Origin of the sequence: Nonomuraea sp. NPDC049750 (assembly GCF_040659625.1) — a bacterium.
In the GTDB taxonomy this organism is placed as follows: Bacteria; Actinomycetota; Actinomycetes; order Streptosporangiales; family Streptosporangiaceae; genus Nonomuraea.
This window is the reverse complement of sequence record NZ_JBFANB010000006.1, coordinates 342,954-362,619: the sequence shown is the minus strand read 5'-3', so window position 1 is coordinate 362,619 and position 19,666 is coordinate 342,954. Positions and strand designations below refer to the sequence as shown.

Annotated in this window: 20 protein-coding genes and 1 pseudogene; 13 read left to right on the top strand and 8 right to left on the bottom strand. The window is 71.1% G+C overall.

The window, feature by feature from the left end; all coding sequences use genetic code 11:
- Positions 1-119: 119 nt before the first annotated feature.
- Entirely contained in the window at positions 120-1,274 is a 1,155-nt protein-coding gene (locus AB0J16_RS19745; protein WP_358442849.1) for an RtcB family protein, read from the top strand.
- A gap of 28 nt (positions 1,275-1,302) precedes the next feature.
- Here AB0J16_RS19745 and AB0J16_RS19740 read toward each other — a convergent pair whose 3' ends face one another.
- Positions 1,303-2,157 carry a helix-turn-helix transcriptional regulator gene (locus AB0J16_RS19740; RefSeq protein WP_358541107.1) on the bottom strand — a complete coding sequence of 285 codons (855 nt, stop codon included), beginning with the start codon at positions 2,155-2,157 and terminating at the stop codon, positions 1,303-1,305.
- 111 nt (positions 2,158-2,268) lie between these two features.
- Here AB0J16_RS19740 and AB0J16_RS19735 point away from each other — a divergent pair, with 111 nt between their 5' ends.
- The 5 genes from AB0J16_RS19735 to AB0J16_RS19715 all read left to right on the top strand — a co-directional run bounded on the left by AB0J16_RS19735 (position 2,269) and on the right by AB0J16_RS19715 (position 6,907).
- Positions 2,269-3,153 (top strand): NmrA/HSCARG family protein, encoded by an 885-nt coding sequence (locus tag AB0J16_RS19735; RefSeq protein WP_358541105.1) that lies wholly within the window; start codon positions 2,269-2,271, stop codon positions 3,151-3,153.
- Positions 3,150-3,680, top strand: coding sequence for a cupin domain-containing protein (locus AB0J16_RS19730; RefSeq protein WP_358541102.1), 531 nt, complete (start codon positions 3,150-3,152; stop codon positions 3,678-3,680). The genes AB0J16_RS19735 and AB0J16_RS19730 overlap by 4 nt, the downstream gene beginning before the upstream one ends.
- A 146-nt stretch (positions 3,681-3,826) precedes the next feature.
- Positions 3,827-5,023, top strand: coding sequence for an MFS transporter (locus AB0J16_RS19725; protein ID WP_358541099.1), 1,197 nt, complete (start codon positions 3,827-3,829; stop codon positions 5,021-5,023).
- Between the two features lie 136 nt (positions 5,024-5,159).
- Positions 5,160-6,272: a sensor histidine kinase gene (locus AB0J16_RS19720; protein WP_358541097.1), complete on the top strand. Its 1,113-nt coding sequence runs from the start codon at positions 5,160-5,162 to the stop codon at positions 6,270-6,272.
- Complete coding sequence (locus tag AB0J16_RS19715; protein ID WP_358541094.1) at positions 6,263-6,907, top strand: response regulator transcription factor; 645 nt, start codon at positions 6,263-6,265, stop codon at positions 6,905-6,907. Before AB0J16_RS19720 ends, AB0J16_RS19715 begins: the two co-directional genes overlap by 10 nt.
- A gap of 11 nt (positions 6,908-6,918) precedes the next feature.
- Here AB0J16_RS19715 and AB0J16_RS19710 read toward each other — a convergent pair whose 3' ends face one another.
- Positions 6,919-8,295: a DUF6596 domain-containing protein gene (locus AB0J16_RS19710; protein ID WP_358541092.1), complete on the bottom strand. Its 1,377-nt coding sequence runs from the start codon at positions 8,293-8,295 to the stop codon at positions 6,919-6,921.
- A gap of 148 nt (positions 8,296-8,443) precedes the next feature.
- On the opposite strand from AB0J16_RS19710, the gene AB0J16_RS19705 reads away from it, so the two are divergent.
- The 3 genes from AB0J16_RS19705 (at position 8,444) to AB0J16_RS19695 (ending at position 10,182) form a co-directional block, all read left to right on the top strand.
- Positions 8,444-9,031 (top strand): helix-turn-helix domain-containing protein, encoded by a 588-nt coding sequence (locus AB0J16_RS19705; protein ID WP_358541089.1) that lies wholly within the window; start codon positions 8,444-8,446, stop codon positions 9,029-9,031.
- Positions 9,032-9,067: 36 nt separating this feature from the next.
- A complete protein-coding gene (locus tag AB0J16_RS19700) occupies positions 9,068-9,292 on the top strand; it encodes a hypothetical protein (protein ID WP_358541086.1) in 225 nt (74 codons plus the stop codon).
- A gap of 62 nt (positions 9,293-9,354) precedes the next feature.
- Positions 9,355-10,182 (top strand): TetR/AcrR family transcriptional regulator, encoded by an 828-nt coding sequence (locus AB0J16_RS19695; RefSeq protein WP_358541082.1) that lies wholly within the window; start codon positions 9,355-9,357, stop codon positions 10,180-10,182.
- A gap of 141 nt (positions 10,183-10,323) precedes the next feature.
- Here the strand turns inward: AB0J16_RS19695 and AB0J16_RS19690 are convergent, their stop codons facing one another.
- The gene (locus AB0J16_RS19690) at positions 10,324-11,076 is read right to left on the bottom strand and encodes a PIG-L family deacetylase (protein WP_358541079.1); all 753 of its coding nucleotides are present in this window, start codon (positions 11,074-11,076) and stop codon (positions 10,324-10,326) included.
- A gap of 369 nt (positions 11,077-11,445) precedes the next feature.
- Here AB0J16_RS19690 and AB0J16_RS19685 point away from each other — a divergent pair, with 369 nt between their 5' ends.
- On the top strand, positions 11,446-12,246 hold the full coding sequence (locus AB0J16_RS19685) for an aminoglycoside phosphotransferase family protein (protein WP_358541076.1): 801 nt from the start codon (positions 11,446-11,448) through the stop codon (positions 12,244-12,246).
- 81 nt (positions 12,247-12,327) lie between these two features.
- On the opposite strand, the gene AB0J16_RS19680 is transcribed toward AB0J16_RS19685, so the two are convergent.
- Positions 12,328-12,975, bottom strand: coding sequence for a TetR family transcriptional regulator (locus tag AB0J16_RS19680; protein ID WP_358541074.1), 648 nt, complete (start codon positions 12,973-12,975; stop codon positions 12,328-12,330).
- 76 nt (positions 12,976-13,051) lie between these two features.
- Between AB0J16_RS19680 and AB0J16_RS19675 the strand changes: the two genes are divergently transcribed.
- Both AB0J16_RS19675 and AB0J16_RS19670 read left to right on the top strand, forming a co-directional pair.
- On the top strand, positions 13,052-14,557 hold the full coding sequence (locus AB0J16_RS19675; protein WP_358541070.1) for an FAD-dependent monooxygenase: 1,506 nt from the start codon (positions 13,052-13,054) through the stop codon (positions 14,555-14,557).
- 461 nt (positions 14,558-15,018) lie between these two features.
- The gene (locus tag AB0J16_RS19670) at positions 15,019-15,153 is read left to right on the top strand and encodes a hypothetical protein (RefSeq protein ID WP_358541067.1); all 135 of its coding nucleotides are present in this window, start codon (positions 15,019-15,021) and stop codon (positions 15,151-15,153) included.
- Positions 15,154-15,396: 243 nt separating this feature from the next.
- On the opposite strand, the gene AB0J16_RS19665 is transcribed toward AB0J16_RS19670, so the two are convergent.
- A complete protein-coding gene (locus AB0J16_RS19665; protein WP_358541065.1) occupies positions 15,397-15,981 on the bottom strand; it encodes a helix-turn-helix domain-containing protein in 585 nt (194 codons plus the stop codon).
- A gap of 103 nt (positions 15,982-16,084) precedes the next feature.
- Positions 16,085-17,569: an FAD-dependent monooxygenase gene (locus AB0J16_RS19660; RefSeq protein ID WP_358541062.1), complete on the bottom strand. Its 1,485-nt coding sequence runs from the start codon at positions 17,567-17,569 to the stop codon at positions 16,085-16,087.
- 72 nt (positions 17,570-17,641) lie between these two features.
- On the opposite strand from AB0J16_RS19660, the gene AB0J16_RS19655 reads away from it, so the two are divergent.
- Positions 17,642-18,328, top strand: a complete 687-nt coding sequence (locus AB0J16_RS19655; protein ID WP_358541059.1) for a TetR/AcrR family transcriptional regulator — start codon at positions 17,642-17,644, stop codon at positions 18,326-18,328.
- A 120-nt stretch (positions 18,329-18,448) separates the two neighbouring features.
- On the opposite strand, the pseudogene AB0J16_RS19650 reads toward AB0J16_RS19655, so the two are convergent.
- Both AB0J16_RS19650 and AB0J16_RS19645 read right to left on the bottom strand, forming a co-directional pair.
- Positions 18,449-18,736: pseudogene (locus tag AB0J16_RS19650) on the bottom strand (recombinase family protein); the annotation flags it as partial.
- Between the two features lie 163 nt (positions 18,737-18,899).
- Positions 18,900-19,652, bottom strand: a complete 753-nt coding sequence (locus AB0J16_RS19645; protein ID WP_357961094.1) for a response regulator transcription factor — start codon at positions 19,650-19,652, stop codon at positions 18,900-18,902.
- Positions 19,653-19,666 lie beyond the last annotated feature (14 nt).

The following is a 19,666-nucleotide window of genomic DNA, read 5'->3' as shown; positions in this document are numbered from 1 at the left end:
GCGCGGTTGGCGGAGCTCCGTCCTCTCCGGGTCGCTCGCCGCCCAACAAACCAGTAGCGATCACCGCACTCTCGTCGAATACGCTGCTACGAGATCATCAACCAGAAAGGCAGCCCCTCATGCCGCAGCGGGTAGCACCCGGACTCATCTCTTGGGCGAGCGACATCGAGCCGGACGCCATCGAACAAGCCGCCCGCGCCGCCCGCCTGCCCTTCGTCCCCAGCCACGTCGCGCTGATGCCGGACGCCCACGTCGGGATGGGCGCCACCGTCGGCTCCGTCATCCCGACCCAGGGCGCCATCATCCCCTCGGCCGTGGGCGTGGACATCGGCTGCGGCATGGTCGCCACCGAGACCGACCTGACCGCCGCGGATCTGCCCGACACCCTGGCCGCGCTCATGCCGCTCATCGAGCAGCGCATCCCGGCCGGCGTCGGTCAGGGCCATGACGACCCGTCCACCGATGCCTCACTCAACGCGATCGGCACGCCCGGCACCTCACTGACGGGCAAGCAGGAGCACACGGTCATCGCGCAGTTCGGGACGCTCGGCTCCGGCAACCACTTCGTCGAGGTCTGCCTGGACGAGCGCGACCATGTGTGGACGGTGCTGCACTCCGGCTCGCGCGGCATCGGCAACCAGCTCGCCACCATGCACATCACGCAGGCGAAGAAGCTGATGAAGCAGTGGTTCATCGAGCTGGCCGACCCGGATCTGGCCTACCTCGTGCAGGGCACACCGCAGTTCACCGCCTACATCGAGGACATGCTGTGGGCCCAGCGCTACGCCATGGCCTCACGCGCCCGCATGGCCGAAGTGCTGGTCGCCTCCCTGTTCCAGGTCGTCGGCCACGGTGCCGCGCTGCGCACGATCAACGCCCATCACAACTTCACCCAGATGGAACGCCACCACGGCCGCGACATGTGGATCACCCGGAAGGGTGCGATCAAGGCGGCCAGCGGGGACGAGGGAATCATCCCCGGCTCCATGGGTACCCGCTCCTACATCGTGACCGGCCTGGGCAGCGCCGCTTCCTACAACTCCTGCTCCCATGGTGCGGGACGGCGCATGTCCCGCACCGAGGCGCGTAAGAAGCTCACCGCCGCCTCGCTCGCCGAGGCGATGGGCAGCCGCGTCTGGAACGCCGACCGCGCCGGGGCGCTGGTGGACGAGCATCCGGAAGCGTACAAGTCGATCGACCAGGTCATGGAAGATCAGAAGGACCTCGTCACCGTGCAACACACGCTTCGCCAGATCTTCAACTACAAGGGCTGATCCCGATCCTCGCCACCCGTCACGGAGATCATGGGGCTTCGAGCATGGAGGTGATCCGCTGGAGCGCCGCGTGATTCGCGGGCACCTGTACGACCATCACCAGGTCGGGGCGCTCGACCAAGCGGACCTGGAACATCTCCAGTTCGATCCGCCCGGCCTCGGGGTGATCGAGTTCGATCGTCGCGGGTCTGAAGGAGCGGATCGGGTATTCGTTCCACCATTCCCGGAACTCCGAACTCGCCGCGGTCAACCCGGCCACGATGTCGGCCAACCGTGGGTCGTCCGGACGCTGCCCCACCATGGCCCGGAATTGGCTGAGGACGGCCCGCGCCGCCGGCTCCCATCGGGTCATGCGGGCCCGGTTCTCCTCGTCGGTGAACATCATCCACACCAGGTTTCGCCGATCGGCGGGAAACCTGTCTGGATCATGGCGAACTAGCGCGTACGCCCGGTTCCACGCCAGGTAGTCGAAATGGCCGTCATAAATGGAGGCAATGTTCGGAGCCACGGCGTCGACAAAGCGTCGCAGTCGCGGACGTACGTCATCGGAGGGGGTTTCCCGGTCCGGGGCGGCGAGACCGGCGAGGTACCGAAGGTGCCGGTGGTGGTCCGGGCCGAGCAGGAGCGCGCGGGCCAGCGCGTCGATCACCTGAGCCGACGTGGAGATGTTCCGGCCCTGCTCCAGCCAGGTGTACCAGGTGACACCGACGCCGGACAGCTCGGCGACCTCTTCGCGCCTGAGGCCGGCGGTCCGGCGTCGCCCCGGTATGCCGTCTTCCGGCAGCCCCACGTCTCCCGGCCGCAGCCGGGCTCGCCTGGCGCGCAGAAAGGCACCCAGCTCGGCGCGCCGCGCCGCCTGTCCGTTGTCGTGGCCGCTTTCCACACAGCTCCCGTGGACGGTGAACCGACCGGCAGGTTAGCAGTATCTGTACCAGGATCGGCCGCCTCTTCGTCGTTAGCCTGATCATTGTCACCGTCGGGCGAAGGAGGGCATATGGCACAGCAGAAGGGACCGGTGCTGGTGATCGGGGCCACCGGCCAGCAGGGCGGCGCGGCCGCGCGCCAGCTGCTCGATCGTGGCTGGGAGGTGCGCGCCCTGGTACGGAATCCCGGCTCGCCGGGCGCTGAAACGCTGCAGGCGGCGGGAGCCACCCTCGTCACCGGCGACCTGGACGACGCGGCGTCGCTTCGGGCGGCGATGGACAGCGCGTACGGCGTCTTCCTGGTGCTGACCATGCTCACCGGGCCCAAGGTGACCCCTGAAGGAGTGATCGCCGAGGAACGGCGCGGCAAGGCGGTGGCGGAGATCGCCAAGAAGTCCGGCGTCGGGCATCTCGTCTACAGCTCGATCAGCGGCGCCGGCCTGGTGAGCGGCATCCCTTACTACGACAGCAAGGCCCGCATCGAGGAACGCGTCGACTCGCTCGGGCTACCGGCCACCGTGCTGCGGCCTGTCATGTTCATGGAGAACTTCACCTCCCTCACCCGCCCGGTCGTGGACGGCGACGAGCTGGCGGTCAACCTCGCCGTACGACCGGAGACGCGGGTACGGCTGATCGCGACGCAGGACATCGGGGCTTTCGCCGCGATCGCGTTCGACCAGCCCGACGAGTTCATCGACCGGAAACTCGAGATCGCCGGGGACTGCCTGTCCGCTCAGGCGATCGCCGAGGCCTTCGGCCGGGCCGGCGGCCTGCCCAGCCGCTTCCATCAGGTGCCCATCGAGCAGGTGCGGGCCTTCGACGAGCAGGTGGCCAGGATGTTCGCCTGGCTCGGCGACCGCGACGACGACGAACCCGACTTCCCAGCGCTGCGGGCCGCCCACCCGGGCCTGATGACGCTGGAGAACTGGCTGGAGGCAACCGAGTGGAAGCCATGAACGACCCGGACCTGACCGATGGACTGCTGCTCGGGCCCGGCGCCGGACGCCGGATCCAGACCGCCGGCATGACGGTCAAGTTGGGTGCGGAGCGGTCGGCCAGCTGGTCCATGTTCGAGGCGGACGTCGCACCGGGATTCGACGTCGGGGCGCATCTGCATCGTGAGGCCGAGGAGGTCTTCTACATCCTCGACGGGGAGCTCGACCTGCTCGCCTTCCATCCACGCGAGAAGGCCGACGGCGACTGGCGGACATGGGAGTCGGACACCGGCACGCCGGTGTTCAGAGGCGGTCCTGGGAGCGTCATGTTCGTACCCGCCGGCTGCCCGCACGCCTTCTTCAACCCCGGCCCCAAGCCTGCGCGAATGCTCTTCCTCGTCTCCCCGTCCGGCCACGAGCACTACCTCCGTGAACTCGCCGATCTGATAGCCGCCACCCAGCCACCCGATCAGGAGGCGATCGCGGCCCTGCGGGCCCGCCACGACATTCACCAGCTGACCTCCCTCATGAACCGCCCCTTGACGTAGCGGTGGACCACGGCCCGGCCGGCGGTCTCCGATAGGTAGGGCCACCGGGAGGCCTGTTCCCACCGATGGCGTTTTAGCCGATATTTCGCCCTTTCCCGCCTTCTGGGGTTGTTGCGATAGGTTGAGGCCGTGACGTACAGGTGGCCGTGGAGAAGGCGCGCGACCGGCTGGAGTGCGTGATCACCTGGCATCGGCGTCATCAGATGGCCCTGCTGCTGGCCCACTCCGTGGGAACGCAGGTGGTGACGTTCGTGCTGCGGCCGACCATGTCGTACGGGGCGATCGAGCTGCACGTCTCCGCGGCGTGGCTGGGCGTGCTGGGCGCCAGCTTCGCCGTCGCGCCGCTCCTCCTGGCCATCCCCGCCGGTCAGGCGGCCGACCGGTACGGCGAGCGGCGCATGGCCGTGGCGGGCGCGATCCTGCTCACGACCGCCTGCGCCGCCTTCCTCGCCTTCGGCCACACGATCCCCGGGCTGATCGCCGGCGGCGTCCTGCTCGGCACGGGGCATCTCGGCTGTGTCATCGCCCAGCAGGCGCTGGTGGCCAACGTGACCGAGCGCGGGCGTCACGACACCGCCTTCGGGCACTACACCTTCGCCGCCTCGCTCGGGCAGGCTGTGGGCCCGATCCTGATCATCGCGTTCGGCGGCGCCCACGCCATCCCGGACACCGGCCGGATCTACCTGTGGACCTGCGGGCTCGCCGCCGCGCTCGTCGTGCTGTCGGCGCTCCTGACCGGCAGTCCGCGGGCCACCGCGCGGGCCGGCGGCCAAGCCACGGGGGTGCGCTCGCTACTGCGGCTGCCGGGTCTCGCGCACGCGCTCGTGACCAGCTGCGTGGTGCTGGCCGCGGTCGACATCACGCTCGTCTACCTGCCGGCGCTGGGCACCGAGCAAGGGCTCGCCTCAGGCGTGGTGGGCGTCCTGCTGGCGATCCGCGGCGTGGCCTCCATGGGGTCGCGCTTCTTCCTCGGCCGCCTCTCGCACGCCTTCGGCAGACGGCGCCTCCTGGTCGCCGGCACCGTCGCGGCGGCCCTGGCCATGGCCCTCACGCCGCTGCCGATGCCGCTGTGGCTGCTGGTCTGCGTGCTGCTCGTCCTGGGGTTCGGGCTCGGGGTGGGACAGCCGATGACCATGTCGTGGCTCGCCGAGTCCACGCCCCCCGGTCTGCGGGGGCGGGCGATGTCGCTCCGGCTCGCGGGCAACCGTACCGGGCAGATCCTCATCCCGGGCGCGGCCGGGCTGGTGGCGGCGGGCGCGGGGACCGCGGGAGTGCTCCTGATCACCGCGCTGGGCCTCGGCTGGGCGGGCGTGGCCGCCCGCCGCCTGCCCGTCGACACATGACCCGCACCTCACGGACAAGTCGACACGTGAGCGGCGCTCCACAGACAAGTCGACACGTGAGCGGCGCTCCACAGACAAGTCTGCACACGACCGGCGCCCCCACGGGCGAGCGGTACAGCGCCTAGAATGCGCGACCGTGGCAGGCATTGTTTTCAGGCAGCTCACCGGAGTGCTGGCCGGGCTGGTCACCGGAGCCGCCGCCCTCGCCCTGTGGACCTTCGCCTGGCCGTACCGGAGCAGGTGGGCCCCGGGAATGGTGGCGCTCGAACGGGCCCGGCTGGCCGCCTGGTTCGGGCAGGAGACCGACGGGGCCGCGTCCGGTCACGGCTATCTCGCGCTGCGTGCCCTGGTCGGCGTGTTCGGGGGCTATCTCGCTCTGGCGCTGCTGTTCCTGGCCCTGCTGTTCCTGGGTGGCAGCATGTGGGTGCTGTTCTCCGGCGACTACGCGCCGGTGGCGCTGGACCTGCCGGGCATCAAGCTGTCGATGCACAGCTGGGCGGTCGGCCTGGCCTGCGGGGTGCTGATGCTGGCCCTGGGCGCGTTCTGGTGCCGCCTGCTGGTGGCGACCGAGCGGCGGCTGGCCGTACGCTTCCTCGGTCCCGGGCCGCAGGAGCTGATGCGGCGGCGCATCGCCGAGCTGACCGTCAGCCGGTCCGGCATCGTACGGGTGGTCGACGACGAGCGGCGCCGGATCGAGCGGGACCTGCACGACGGCGTGCAGCAGCGCGGCGTGGCGCTGGCCATGCTGCTCGGGCGGGCCCGGCACAGCCCCGCCGGGGCGGCCGAGCTGGTGGACCAGGCGTACGCCGAGTCCCGGCAACTGCTCGACGAGCTGCGCAGCGTGGCGTGGCGGATCTACCCGACCGCGCTCGACGAGCTGGGCCTGCGCACGGCGCTGGCGGGTGTCGCCGAACGTTCGTGCGTGCCGGTGACCGTCGACTACGGCCTGGCCGGGCGGCCCGTTTCGGAGGTGGAGACCGCCCTGTACTTCGTGGCCAGGGAGGCGATCACCAACGCGGTCAAGCACGCGCGAGCGCGGGACATCCTGGTCGTGCTGAGCGAGGACGAGCGGGCGGTACGCGTGGTGATCTCCGACGACGGCCGGGGCGGCGCCGACCCGGCGGGCGGCGGGCTGTCGGGGCTGGCCAGGCGGGTGATGGCGCTCGACGGCCGGTTCGAGGTCGACAGTCCGCCCGGCGGCGGCACCAGGGTCTGCGCGACCCTCCCGAAGGGAGCATCGTGCGGCTGATCCTCGCCGACGACGCCGTACTGCTGCGTGAGGGCCTGATCAGGCTGCTGGAGGAGGCCGGGCACGAGGTCGTGGCCGCGATCGGCGACGCGGAGTCCCTGATCGAGGCGGTGGCCGAGCACCGGCCGGAGGTCGCGGTGGTGGACGTGCGGATGCCGCCCACCCACTCCGACGAGGGCCTGCGCGCGGCGCTGGAGATCCGCGCGCGCTGGCCTTCGGTGGGTGTGCTGGTCCTGTCGCAGTACGTGGAGAAGACGTACGCGGCCAAACTGCTCTCCGAGGCCACCGAGGGCATGGGCTACCTGCTGAAGGACCGGGTGTCGGAGGTGGCGGACTTCCTGGGCTCCCTGGAGCGGATCCGCGCGGGCGGCACCGTCATCGACCCCGAAGTGGTCAGGCAGCTCCTCGCCCGCACCACCCGCGTGGACCCGCTGCGTACGCTCAGCGAACGCGAGTCGCAGGTGCTGCGGCAACTCGCCGAGGGCTTCACCAACGCCGCGATCGCCACGAACCTGCACGTCTCCCTGAGCACAGTGGAGAAGCACGTCAACGCCATCTTCGACAAGCTCGACCTGCCGGTGACCCCCGCCTACAGCAGACGGGTGCTGGCCATCCTGCGCCACCTCGACGGCTGAGGCGAGGTCGGTCAGAGCTGGGCGGCGCGCGACTCCAGGTAGCGCTGCTCGGGGAGGCTGAGGGTGCGGCGGGCGGCCAGCTCGTACTGGGTGCGCGCCGCCTCCCGGTCGCCCGCGAGGTCCAGCAGATGCGCGCGTACGGCCAGCACCCGGTGGTGCCCGGCGAGCGCCGGATCGGTCTCCGCCTTCGCCAGCCCGTCCAGCCCAGCCTGCGGCCCATGGACCATGGCGACGGCGACGATCCGGTTGAGCGTGACCATGGGCCCCGGCGCGATGCCGTCGAGCAGGTCGTACAGGGCGAGGATCTGCCGCCAGTCGGTGTCCTCGGCCCGCGGCGCCTCGTCGTGCACGGCCGCGATGGCCGCCTGCACCTGGTAGGGGCCGAGCGGCGCGGCGGCCAGCGTCTCGGTGATCAGCTGGACGCCTTCGGCGATGGCCTCGGCGTCCCATTTGTCGCGGTCCGGCTCGGCCAGCGGCACCAGCCCGCCGTCGGGCCGGGTGCGGGCCGGACGGCGGGCGTCGGTGAGCAGCATCAGGGCGAGGAGCGCGGCCACCTCGCCGTCGCCGGGCAGGCGGTCGTGGAGCTGCCGGGTCAGGCGGATGGCCTCGCTGGACAGCTCCACGCGGTGCAACGTACCGCCGGAGCTGGCGGTGTAGCCCTCGTTGAAGATCAGGTACAGCACGTGCAGCACCGCGGCCAGCCGCTCGGCCTGCTCGGCCTCCGGGGGCAGCGTGAACTCGGCGCCGCCGCTCTTGATGCGCTGCTTGGCGCGGCTGATGCGCTGCGCCACGGTCGGTTCGGGCACCAGCAGCGCGCGGGCGATCTCGGCGGTGCTCAGCCCGCCGACGGCGCGCAGTGTCAGCGCCACCTGGGAGACCGTGGTGAGCGCGGGATGACAGCAGAGCAGCAGGAGTGTGAGCGTGTCGTCCACGGCGGGCGAGGGATCCGGCTCCGGCGGTGCCAGGGCGGCGGCGGACTCCTCCCTGACCCGCCGCCCCTCCTCGGTGAGCGCGATGCGGAAGCTGCGCCGGTCGGCCGGGTCGAGACTCCGCTCGACCATTCCCGCCGCCTCCAGCCGGTCGAGGCGGTTGGTCATGCCGGCCCGCGACATCATCAGCGTCGCCGACAGCTCCGACGGGATCAGGGTGTACGGGGGCCCGCCCCTGCGCAGTGCGGACAGCACGTCGAACTCCCCTTGGCGCAGCCCGTGACGCGCGAACACCTGCTCGACCGCCGCCTCCGCGACCCGCGCCACCATCGCGATCCGGCCGAACACCGCCATGGCCGACAGATCCAGGTCGGGCCGCTCACGGCGCCACTGCTCCAGAATCACGTCGATCGCGTCCCGTGACTGGTCAGATGCCTGCTCTTCAGGCGCGCCGTTCATGCGCTCGATCCTATTCGGCCCGCGATGGTCGGCCCCCGAACCAATCACGGTGCGGTGGGCCCCCGAACCGCCGACGGCCCTCTGGGCGATGGCTTGGATATGCACAATTTTATTTGCGCAATTTTTCTTTTGCTTCTATGGTGGAGCCATGGCCACGCATGAGACCCGCCGCCTCAGCGATCTCGACGAGCTCAAGGCGTTCACGCACCCACTGCGGTTGAAGCTCTACCGGGCGCTGATCGTGGCGGACACGGCGACCGCCTCCCAGTTGGCCGACCAGGTCGACGAGGCCGTCTCCCTGGTCAGCTACCACCTGCGCAAACTCGCCGCGCACGGCCTCATCGAGGAGGCCGCGCCACAGACCGGCGACGGTAGGGAGCGCTGGTGGCAGGTCGCCTCGCACCACGTCAGCGCCAGGGCCCCGTCCCCGGAGGAGGGCCCGGAGATCGTCGCCGCGCGCACCGCCCTGTCCCGTGTGGCCTCCCGGATCCAGGGCGAGATGTACCAGCGCTACCTCGATGAGCAGCCCGCCTGGCCCGCCGAGTGGCGCGGCGCCGCGTTCGCCAGCGAATACCTGACCTCGCTCACCGCCGAGGAGTTGCGACTGCTCGGCCAGGAGATGGACGCGGTCGTCGAGAAGTGGTGGGCGCGCGGCAAAGCCGCCGAGGCGGCGGGCGACACCGAGGGGCGCGAGCACGTCGCCCTGCAGTTCTTCGGATTCCCGTTCCGGGCCTGAGCGTCATGGCCCCCGAGACTTCCAGGAGGTCGGCACATGCACGCCGACATGCACCTCTACACCGAACGCCACAGAGCCGCCGAGTTGCGAGCCGAGGCCACCAGGTGGCGCCTGCTCCGAGACTGCCGGCGCGAGCTCCCGCCCAGGTGGGCGGCCGGCGGGACGGCGCTCGGCTGGACCATGGTGTCGGCCGGCCTGCGCCTGATCAGCCTGCCCCGGCGGCCATCGGGCACCGTCCCGCGCTTCGGTGATCACCACTGATATCCTTATGGCGTAAGGAGATTATGGCGTTAGGGATTATCGCGTCCGCAGGGGGTTGTCAGGTGGTGGTCTTCGCCGGCCAGGGAGACGCGCGCCGCTCGATGGCCCTGCTGTGGCGGGCGACGGGACCAGGACCGCGCACCGGTCCCGGCCCCAAGCCGGGGCTGAGCGTGGACATGATCGTGGACGCCGCGATCGCGGTCGCCGACGAGCAGGGCATGGCGGCCCTGTCCATGCGCGCGGTGGGCGAACGCCTCGGCCGTACGGCGATGGCCCTCTACACTTACGTGCCCAGCAAGAGCGAGCTGATCGACCTGATGCACGACCGCGCCCTGGCCGAACTGCCCACCGGCTACGACCTCGAACCGGGCTGGCGGGCGGCCGTGACGTCTTGGGCCGAGGACGTCCGGGCGTTCTACGTACGCCATCCGTGGGTGCTGCAGGTGTCGCAGGCGCGGCCGGTGCTGGGGCCCAACGAGTTCGTGATGATGGAGACGATGGTGGGCGTCCTGCGCGCCACCGGGCTGCGCGCCGGACCGCTCCGGGGCGTCGTCTCGCTGCTGACCGACTTCGTCCGGGGCGCGGCCAGGACGGTCGCGGAGTCACGGCAGGCGCCGGCGGCGACCGGGGTGTCCGACGAGGAGTGGTGGTACGCCCGATCGGCCCTGCTCGAAGAGGTCGCCCCCGGTTTCGCCGAACGATTCCCGATGGTCTCCTGGATCGAGACCGACGACCCGCCTCCCCCGCCGTCCCGTGAAACCCCGCAGTCCGGGCAGGCCACGACATACCTGGAAGACAAGGCACGACCGGCCTTCGCCGCCGGACTCGCCGTGGTCCTCGACGGGATCGAGGCGGCCATCGACCGGGCGGGCGTCAGACCGGCAGGCTGACCCCGGGCGGGGTCTGATCCGCCGGGCGGGCGTCAGACCAGCGAGCTGAGGTCGGACGGGGTCTGATCCGCCGCGCGCCCGTCAGACCAGCAGGCTGACCTCGGGCATCCCGGGCGGCGTCAGGCCCCCGCCGCACGGACGTCAGACCAGCAGGCTCAGCTTCGGGTCGCCGCCGGTGTACCACTCGGTGGCGAGCAGCCGGTCGCGTGTCGCCTCGGGCAGTGCGGTCAGCAGCCCCATCGAGGCGCCGCGCTCGATCTCCGACTCGTGCGCCCGCACCGCCGCCCACTTGCGCTCCACCCACGGCTGGACGTCCACGGTGGCGGTGACCTCGTCGTCGGGTATGCCGGGGAGCGTCTGGTCGCCGCCGGGCGCGGCTCCGAAGAGGTCCTGCCAGGCGGACCGTACGATCGACCGGGGCAGGGTCACCAGATAGAGCGCACCCGGCCGCCACGGCGGGCCGGCGGCGGGATAGAGCTGGTCGTACCCGGCGGCTTCGACGGCCGCCAGGGTCACCCGGTGCGTGTGGACATGATCCGGATGGCCGTAACCGCCGTATCCGTCATAGGTGATCACCACATCGGGCCGGAAGTCTCGGATGTGCCCGACCAGCCGCCCGACCGCCTCGTCCAGCGGGGCGTCGACGAAGCGGGCGGCGCCCGGCGCCGACAGCCCGGCGTTGCCGTCGGCGTACCCGAGCAGGCGCGGCTCGCCCGCGCCGAGGATCTCCAGCGAGCGCGCCAGCTCGGCGACCCGGCGCGTGCCCTCGGTCCACGTGCAGGTGACGACGCCCGTCCTGGCGCCCGCGTCGGCGAACCGGGCGAGCGTTCCGCCGGTCCACAACGCCTCGTCGTCAGGATGCGCGTGCACGCACAGCAGGCTCGGCTCGGTCACGGATCCCCCTAGATCATCGGCCCGACGCCTGACGACGATACCGGCCCAAAACCCAATACCAGCCTAAAACCCGATGCCGGTCCAAAACCTGATGCCAGCCGGAAGCGACAACGGCCCGAAAGCGGTAACGGCCCGAAAAGCCTCGCCCGCCGGGCTTCTCCCCACCGGCGGACAAATACGTTGCTCAGCCTTCCCGGGCTGTGGCAGCGTCGGCCGGGACGGTATCCCGCGATCCAGTAGGAGGTGTGGCACATGGCCACCAAGGTCCTCGGCGAAGACTCGGCTCACACTTCGACGCGAGAGGTCGCCTGACGCGTACCGGGCTCCTCGCGTTGGAGTGATCTTCCATCACGATCACGAGGAGCAAGAGTGTCTTCCCAACCATCCTTCGAGCCCCTGCTGGGCGCCGAGGGCAATCCCACGCAGGTGGTCCGGCACGGCGACGTCGTGCTGCGCCCGTCCGGGCCGTGGACGGACAGCGTCCACGCGCTGCTGCTGCATCTGGAGAACGCGGGCTTCACCGGGAGCCAACGCCTGGTCGGCGACGGTTACGACGAGGAGGGACGAGACGCCGTGACCTACATCGACGGCGACTTCGTCCACCCGCACGCCTGGTCCGATGAGGGCGTGTGGCAGGCGGGCCGCCTGCTGCGCGAGCTGCACGACGCGACGGCCGGGTTCCGGCCGCCGCCGGACGCGGTGTGGCACCCGTGGCCGTTCGAGGGTTCCGGGCCGGATGCGATCATCAGCCATCGGGACACGGGGCCGTGGAACACCGTGGCCCGCGACGGCCTGCCAGTCGCGTACATCGACTGGACCACCGCCGGTCCGATCGACCGGCTGGACGACGTGGCGGGTGCCGCGTGGTGGAACGCCCAGTTGCACGACGACGACGTCGCCGAACGGCAGAGCCTGCCCGACGCGGAGACGCGCGCCGGTCAGCTGCGCCGCTTCCTCGACGGCTACGGGCTGTCCGCCGCCGAACGCGACGGCTTCGTCACGCGGATGATCGAGTTCGCCATCCGTGACTGCGCGTCCGTGGCGGTCAGGTCGCGGATCACGCCCGAGAGTACGGACCCGGGCCCGCTGTGGGCCCTGGCCTGGCAGGCGCGGGCGGCGGCGTGGATGCTACGCCACCGGCCACTCCTGGAGAACGCCCTCACGGCGTAGTCGAACAACGGTGGCTGCCGTTCATCGAACGGCAGCCACCCCCACACCGCCACCCAGTTCACCGAACAGCGGCCACCCCATTCACCGAGAGTCCGGCGCGCCCAGGTGGCCCAGCCCGTTGGCCAGCAGGGCGTATGCCCGCTCGGCGTCGCTCACCGCGCCCGGGTAGCGCTCGTCCGCGCTCTCGCCGCCCGCCAGCCGCATGGCGTTGTCAATCGTCAGCGTCCAGTGGACCGCCTGGATCTGGACGGCCGCCACGCGGGCGCTGAGCTCATCGACGCCGGCCGTCTCCCGTAGCGCGCCGGCGAGTGCGTGCTCGGCCGCCGCCTGGAAGCGGTGCATCCGGGCCGCCAGCGACGAGGTCTCGAAGACCATCCGGTAGAGCGCCACGATCGCGGGTATGTCGTTGAGCCCGCTGGCCGGATCACGCCTGGCCAGCGCGTCGAGGTAGTGCACCCGCAGCGCCTCCAGCGGCGTGACGTCCGCCGCGCGGGACTCGACCACCCGGGCGCTTTCGGTCTCGTGGTCGGCGAACCGCTGCACCACGAGATCTTCCTTGGCCGGGAAGTACGCGAACAGCGTGCGCCTGGACACCTCGGCCGCCTCCGCCACCTGGGCCACCGACACCTGGTCATACCCGTACCGCAGGAACAGCTCGATCGCCGCCTCGGAGATCGCGGCGTGTGTCCGCTGCTTCTTACGCTCGCGCAGTCCGGGCTCGTTCGTCACGCTCGTCACCTTACCAGAAATCTGCACTTGGACTTTTTCTGCACTGGGTATATATTCGCACTCAGACGATCGAACCATGGGAAGAGGGCGGGTCATGAAGGACTTCGAGGTGGTCATCGCGGGTGCCGGACCGACCGGCCTGATGCTGGCGTATGAGCTGGCGCTGGCCGGGGTCGACACACTGGTGCTGGAGAAGCTGCCCCAGCGCATCGAGCAGATGAAGGGCGGCGCCGTCCAGCCCCGCACGCTGGAGCTGCTGGAGCTGCGCGGGCTGGTGGAGCCGCTGCTGAGCCGGGCTCTGGTACGCGAACCGGTCGGCGGCCATTTCGCGGCTCTGCCGGTGCCGCTGGACTGCGAGCCGTGGCGGACCCGGCATCCGTACCCGATCGCGGTTCCGCAGTGGGAGATCGAGGAGGTTCTGGAGGAGGCCGCGACCGCCCAAGGCGCGCGCGTCCTGCGCGACGCCGGGGTCACCGCGGTCGAGCAGGACGCCGACGGGGTGACGGTGAGCGTGGGTGAGCGCCGGTTCCGGGCCGACTACCTGGTGGCGTGCGACGGCGGGCGGAGCACCATACGCAAGCTGCTGGGCCTGCCGTTCCCCGGCCGGGACGGGACGTTCGTGGCGGTGCTGGCCGACGTCCGGCTGTCCGCCACCTCGGCGTCGGTCCCCCGGGCGCTCGGCCACATGAGCGGCCTGGTCCGGGAGGGTGGCGGCTACTGGTCCATGCTGGTTCCCATCGGCGGCGAGCGTTACCGGCTGACGTTCGGCAGCGAGGAGCAGGCGGGCTTCGACCGCGACGCGCCGGTCACGGAGGAGGAGGTCGCCACCGCGCTACGGGCCGTCTATGGCGAGGAGACCGTGCTGCGCGCGGTGGACAACTCCTCGCGCTTCACCGACGCGACACGGCAGCTGGCGGACTACCGGGCGGGCCGCGTGCTGTTCGCGGGCGACGCCGCGCACATCCACCCGCCGTTCGGCGGGCAGGGCCTGAACCTCGGCGTGCAGGACGCGATCAACCTCGGCTGGCGGCTGGCCGCGACCCTCCAGGGCCGGGCACCCGAGGGCCTCCTGGACCGCTACCAGGCCGAACGGCATCCGGTGGCCGCCCAGGTGCTGCACCACACGTCCGCGCAGCGCGTACTGAGCGCGCCTCGGCCCAGCCCGGACGTGGCCGCGCTGCGCGAGATCTTCAGCGACCTGCTGCGGCTGCCGGACGCCAACCGCCACATGGCCGGCCTGATGTCCGGCCTGTCGCTGGCCTACGACCTCGGCGGCGAGCATCCGCTGGCCGGGCAGCGGGTGCCGGACGCCGACCTGCTCGTCGGCTCGACGTCGACCCGGCTGTCCGGGCTGTTCGGCGCCGGGCACGCGGTCCTGCTCGACCTGGCCGGGATCGTCCCCGCCGAGTTCCGGCTGCCCGCGCGGGTCGATCTCGTACGGGCCAAGTGCGCGGACGACCTGGGCGCGGCGGCCCTGCTGCTGCGGCCCGACGGCTACGCGTGCTGGGCCGCCGACGACGCCGCCACCTGCGAGCGGAGCCTGGCGGCCGCGCTGGGCGAGCACGTGGCCGCACTGGACTGAGCGCCACGCGAGCGCAGTAGATGGACTGAACTCCGCTCGCCGGGCGCAGGGTCAATGCGGCGCCCGGCGGCAGGTCCCATACGTGGGCCGTGACCTTGTTCAGGCTTTCACTCGGCGAAAAGATGATCGAGCCAGGCGTGCCAGGCCGGACCCTGGTCGCCGGGGCCGGCGAAAAGGTGGTGCGCGGCGACCATCGAGCCGCCGAACCCCTGCAGGAACCGGTAGAGCGCGTCCGGGGTCCGTACACCGAGCGTCTGGGCGTTGGCGTAGTAGACGACGCCTTCGATCGGGGCAAGCCCGGGGGGCGCGAACCGTACGGTGTCGCCCGGCTTGGCATGGCCCGGAGGCCGAGCGCGTCGTACAGGATCTCCCAGGCGCGCGGCCAGTCGGCGACGGGCGGCCCGAATTCGGTGACGGGCGTGGCGGTCCGGCCGCGGAAGTGCGTCAGGTAGGCGACCAGGGTGGCGAAGAACATCTCCAGCCCCCTGGACATGGCCTCGAACTCGGCCTCCCAGTCGTCGCCCGGCAGGAAGCCGCTGGTCACCATGCGCAACGTGGTGCTGCCCTGGTCACGGCCTTCGACGAGGAACTCGTAGGCGACGACCCGGCCGTCCTCCGCCGTCGCGCTGGTGTGCGCGAACCGGGCGGGCGGCTCCTCGGCGGTCACGGTGGATTCGGGCATGTACTGGCCGAAGGCGGTGCGCACCACGCCGTCGGCCACCTCGTTGCGGCCCATGAACCACGAGTCGATGCCGGGGCCGGTCGCGATGGCCGCCCACACCTCCTCGGGGGTCGCCCCGACCTCGGCCTCCTGGGGAAGCTCGAAGGAATGTCCCACTTCACCGCTCCTTCAGCGACGGGTGCACGGCGACGACCAACCGGTGGTCGCGACCGCTCTCGGCCGTCTCGTCGTGGTATTTGCTCACCAGCGCGGTCACGGCGTCGGCCAGTTCCTCGGCGAAGGCCGCGCGGTCGGCCGCCGAGGCGAACCGTACCTCGCCGTCGATCGCGAACGTCGCCACCCGCTTGCGGGCCTCGGTGGCGCCGGTGATCAGCGTCCCGACGTCGCGGACGAGTTGAGCGGCGACGGCGAGCAGCCAGCGGGCCGACAGCCGATCGGGCGCCTTCTCGGGATCGGGCTGCACCGCGGCCAGCGCGACCGGGGAGATCACGAAGGAGGCGGCCGTGGCCTGCATCACCCGCTCGGTGACGTTGCCCTTCTTGCGCTCCTCCACCAGCTCGACCAGCCCGTGCCGCTCCAGCGTGCGCAGATGGTAGTTGACCTTCTGCCTGGCCAGGCCGACCCTGGCCGCCAGCGACGTGGCCGAGCCGGGCTCGACCAGCTCGGCCAGCAGCTTCGACCGCATCGGGTCGAGCGACGCCTCGGCCGCCGCGGGGTCTTCGATCACCGCCACTTCGTACATGGTGAGACGATGACACCGAAAAAAGTTGTTGTCAAGAAATTCTGGTTGCTCGGCGGTCGACCATGCCGACCGCCGAGCGGAGGACGTCACGCCTCTTGAAGCGTCAGGCGGGCGGCAGCCAAGCGTGGAAGGCCGCCGTCAGGGTGGTGATGTCGGCCGGGCCAGGGCCGGATGCCCAGGCGACCGTGCCGTCGGGGCGGACGAAGGCGGCCGACAGGCCGTCACGGTCCTCGACGGTCGCCTCGACGATATCCAGTACGCCTCGCCAGGGTGCCGCCGCCTGCGCGATCTCGGGCTGCGACGGCGCGTGGACGAGCAGCGGCCGACCCGACGTGGCAAGCTCGGCGAGGGTCCGGGTGTCGCAGGAAGGCAGCGTGAGCCGCAGGTCGGGGCAGGGGCGGCCGGCCAGGGGGTGGGTTGCCGGATACGGGAGGTCGTAGCGGGTGCCGAGCCCGTTCAGCAGCCGCCCGAAGTAGCGGTTGACCTCCGGCAGGTCGAGCAGGTCCGACACGATGTCGCGCATGGCCGCCGCGTGCGCGCCGGGTCTCAGCAGCGCCGACTGGGCGCGGGTGTTGTGCAGGACGGCGGCGCCTACGGGGTGGCGTTCGGCGGTGTAGGTGTCGAGCAGGCCGTCCGGCGCGTGCCCGGCGACCGTGGCGGCCAGCTTCCAGCCCAGGTTGACCGCGTCCATCAGCCCCAGGTTCAGCCCTTGGCCGCCGTTGGGAGAGTGGACGTGGGCGGCGTCGCCCGCGAGCAGGACGCGGCCGAGCAGGTAGGTGGCCGCCTGACGGGCGACGTCGGTGAAGCGCAGCGTGTCGCGGACCGCTGTCACCTCGACCTCCACGCCCGTCACCCTGAGCAGGCTGTCGCGCATCTCCTCCCCGGTCAGCGGCGCCTCGCGGTCCTCGGGGAAGCCGTCGTGCTCGACCGTCGCCACCATGCCGGGCGCGCTCATGAACATCCCTGTCGGCTGCCAGCCCGGCGCGGGCAGCCGCTCCATGCCCGAAATGTCGCCGATCAGGCGTCGTACGACACTCGTGGGGGCGGTGCCGGGGAAGTCGAACCCGGCCAGCTTCCGTACCGTCGATCGGCCGCCGTCGCAGCCCGCCACGTACGCCGCGCGGACCCGCCGCTCCCCCTCCGGCGTCCGTACGGTCAAGGTGACGCCGGAATCGTCCTGGGCCAGGGCCGTCACCTCGTGTTCGCGCCGGACCGCGACGCCGAGCGAGGCCAGGTGCTCGGCCAGGATCCGTTCCAGGTCCGGCTGCCAGATCAGCGCGCCGGTCCGCCCGGGTTCCTCCTGGAGGTCGGGGTCGATCTTGTGGATCTGGGCGAAGTGCCCCTTCTCACTTCCGTGGTCGCGCGCCTTGTCGGCAAGACCCTGCTCCTGGAACTTCGCCAGGTCGTCCCCCAGCCCGCGGCGACGCAGCGCCTCCGCGGCCAGCGGCCCGATCCCGCGCGCCTTCGGCTCGCTCGTCGGCCGGGCGAGCCGGTCCAGCACCAGCGGCGTGACCCCGGCCAGCCGTAACTCGGCGGCGAGCAGCAAACCCACAGGTCCGGCTCCGACCACCACAACATCGGCGTCCATACGCCCTCCAAACTAGACTAGACCGTCTAGTCTCGTAGACTAATACCCATTCGGAGAAAGTGGGGACAAGCCATGGCCGACCACGGCCCGCGACGCTCACCGGCCAAGCGCCGGGCCATCCTCGGCGCCGCCATCCAGGTCTTCACCGACCTGGGCTACGCCCGCGCGAGCGTCGACGCGATCGCCGCGGCGGCGGGGGTGGGCAAACAGACCGTCTACGGCCACTTCGGCGACAAGCAACAGCTCTTCCTCGCCGCCGTCCAGGAAGCCAGGGCAGTGGTGGGAGGCGCACCGGGCAGTGCTACGGGAGGCAGCCCCACCCGCCGTGGCGCGTCCGCGAGCGACAACCCCACGGGCCGCGACGCGTCGGCGCAGGCCGCCGTCGCCTTCACCGGTGATCCAGGCGCTGACCTGACCGTGCTCGGGGAGCGGACGCTCGACATCGCGCTGTCGCCACGGGTGGCGGCGCTGCACCGGCTGACCATCGCGGAGGTGGGTCACCATCCGGAGCTCCAGCGCACCTGGCGGGCGAGTTCCTCGTCGCTGGACAGCGAGGTCGTGGACTACCTGCGCGCCTGCGACGGTGACGGCAGGCTGCGGGTGCCGGACCCGGCCAGGGCGGCTCGCCAGTTCCTGCACCTGGTGATCACTGACGCGCGGGTCGAGACGGCGTACGGGATGCTGCCCCTGCCCCCCGCACGACGGCACGCCATCGCCGCCGAAGCCGCCGACCTCATCGTCCGCGCCCACCGGCCCTGAGCCTGCTCGTAAAGCGGAACGGATGCCGCAGAAGAGCAGGCCTCTGAAGATGTAGGGACGTGGTGTCCGGCGAGGCTTGCGCCCTTCTGCGGCGGTTCTAGATGCCACCAGCAGGGCCTGAGCCTGTGCATAGACCTCATCGCTTACGAGCGCCTCATGCGTTGCGTTCTCCGACCAGATCCAGCTCTCCTGATCGTTCCATCGGAGCTTCGTGGTGTGGCCGAGCGCAACATCGTTGATGTCGATGAGGACCTCGTCCTTGTGCTGGCGGTTCCACACCTGCATCCCCGTGTAGCGGGGGTTGAGCAGGATCGCGCGCACGGCGGCCTTCGACCAGGCGACACCGCTTCGATGAGAGTTGCGTGCCCGGTCGTACGCCGAAGGGCACAGGATCCGATCAAAGATCACTAGCGTAGAAGCGGTCACACCTCAGGACGGTCACCGACCGTCGACAGGTTGTCCCGCACAACCTCGTCAAAGGGGTGGTCGGCGCCCAACGCCCGCTCACTGGCAGCGAGCGTCCGGACCGGCCTCGCGCAGCAGCCGGAGCGCGTCGCGCGGCGCCGTGTCGTCACCGCTCCCGCACAGCAGAACGTGAATCGGGACCATCGCGCATGTCCCCTCCGTCTCCGAACCTGTAGCCCACACCGTGCACCGTGCGCACCCAGTGGCCGGACCGGGCGTCGTCACCGAGTTTGCGCCGCAGGTTGGCGATGTGGACGTCTATCACGTGGGCGTTGCCCGGCCAGTCGGTGTGCCAGATCGCCCGGGTCAACGTCTCGCGAGGCCATACCCGCCTCGGGTTGGAGGCGAACAGCGCCAGCAGGTCGAACTCGATGCGGGTCAGCGGCACGGGCCGGCCCGCCAGGTGCACCTCGCGGCTCTCCTCGTCCACGACCAGGTCGCCGAACTCGTGGACCCCCGCCCGTTCGGGGAAGGCGCTCTCCGGCTCGCGGCGGGGCCGCCGGAACATCGCCGCGACGCGCGCCGCCAGCTCCCGCGGCGAGAACGGCTTGGTCATGTAGTCGTCGGCGCCCACCTCCAGGCCGATGAGCCGGTCGGCCTCCTCCGTACGGCCCGACACCATGATCACGTACGCGCTCGTCATCCCCCGCAGCCGCCGGCACACCTCGATGCCGTCCATGTCCGGCAGCATGAGGTCGAGCGTCACCAGGTCGGGCCGCCTCTGCGCGACCAGGTCCAGCCCCTCGGCCCCGGTGGCCGCCTCCGACACCTCGAAACCGGCCATCCGCAGGACCTCGCACAACAGCCTGCGCATCTCTGCGGTGTCCTCGATGACCAGTGCCCCCGGCCGTTCCACCACGCCATCACCTCGAG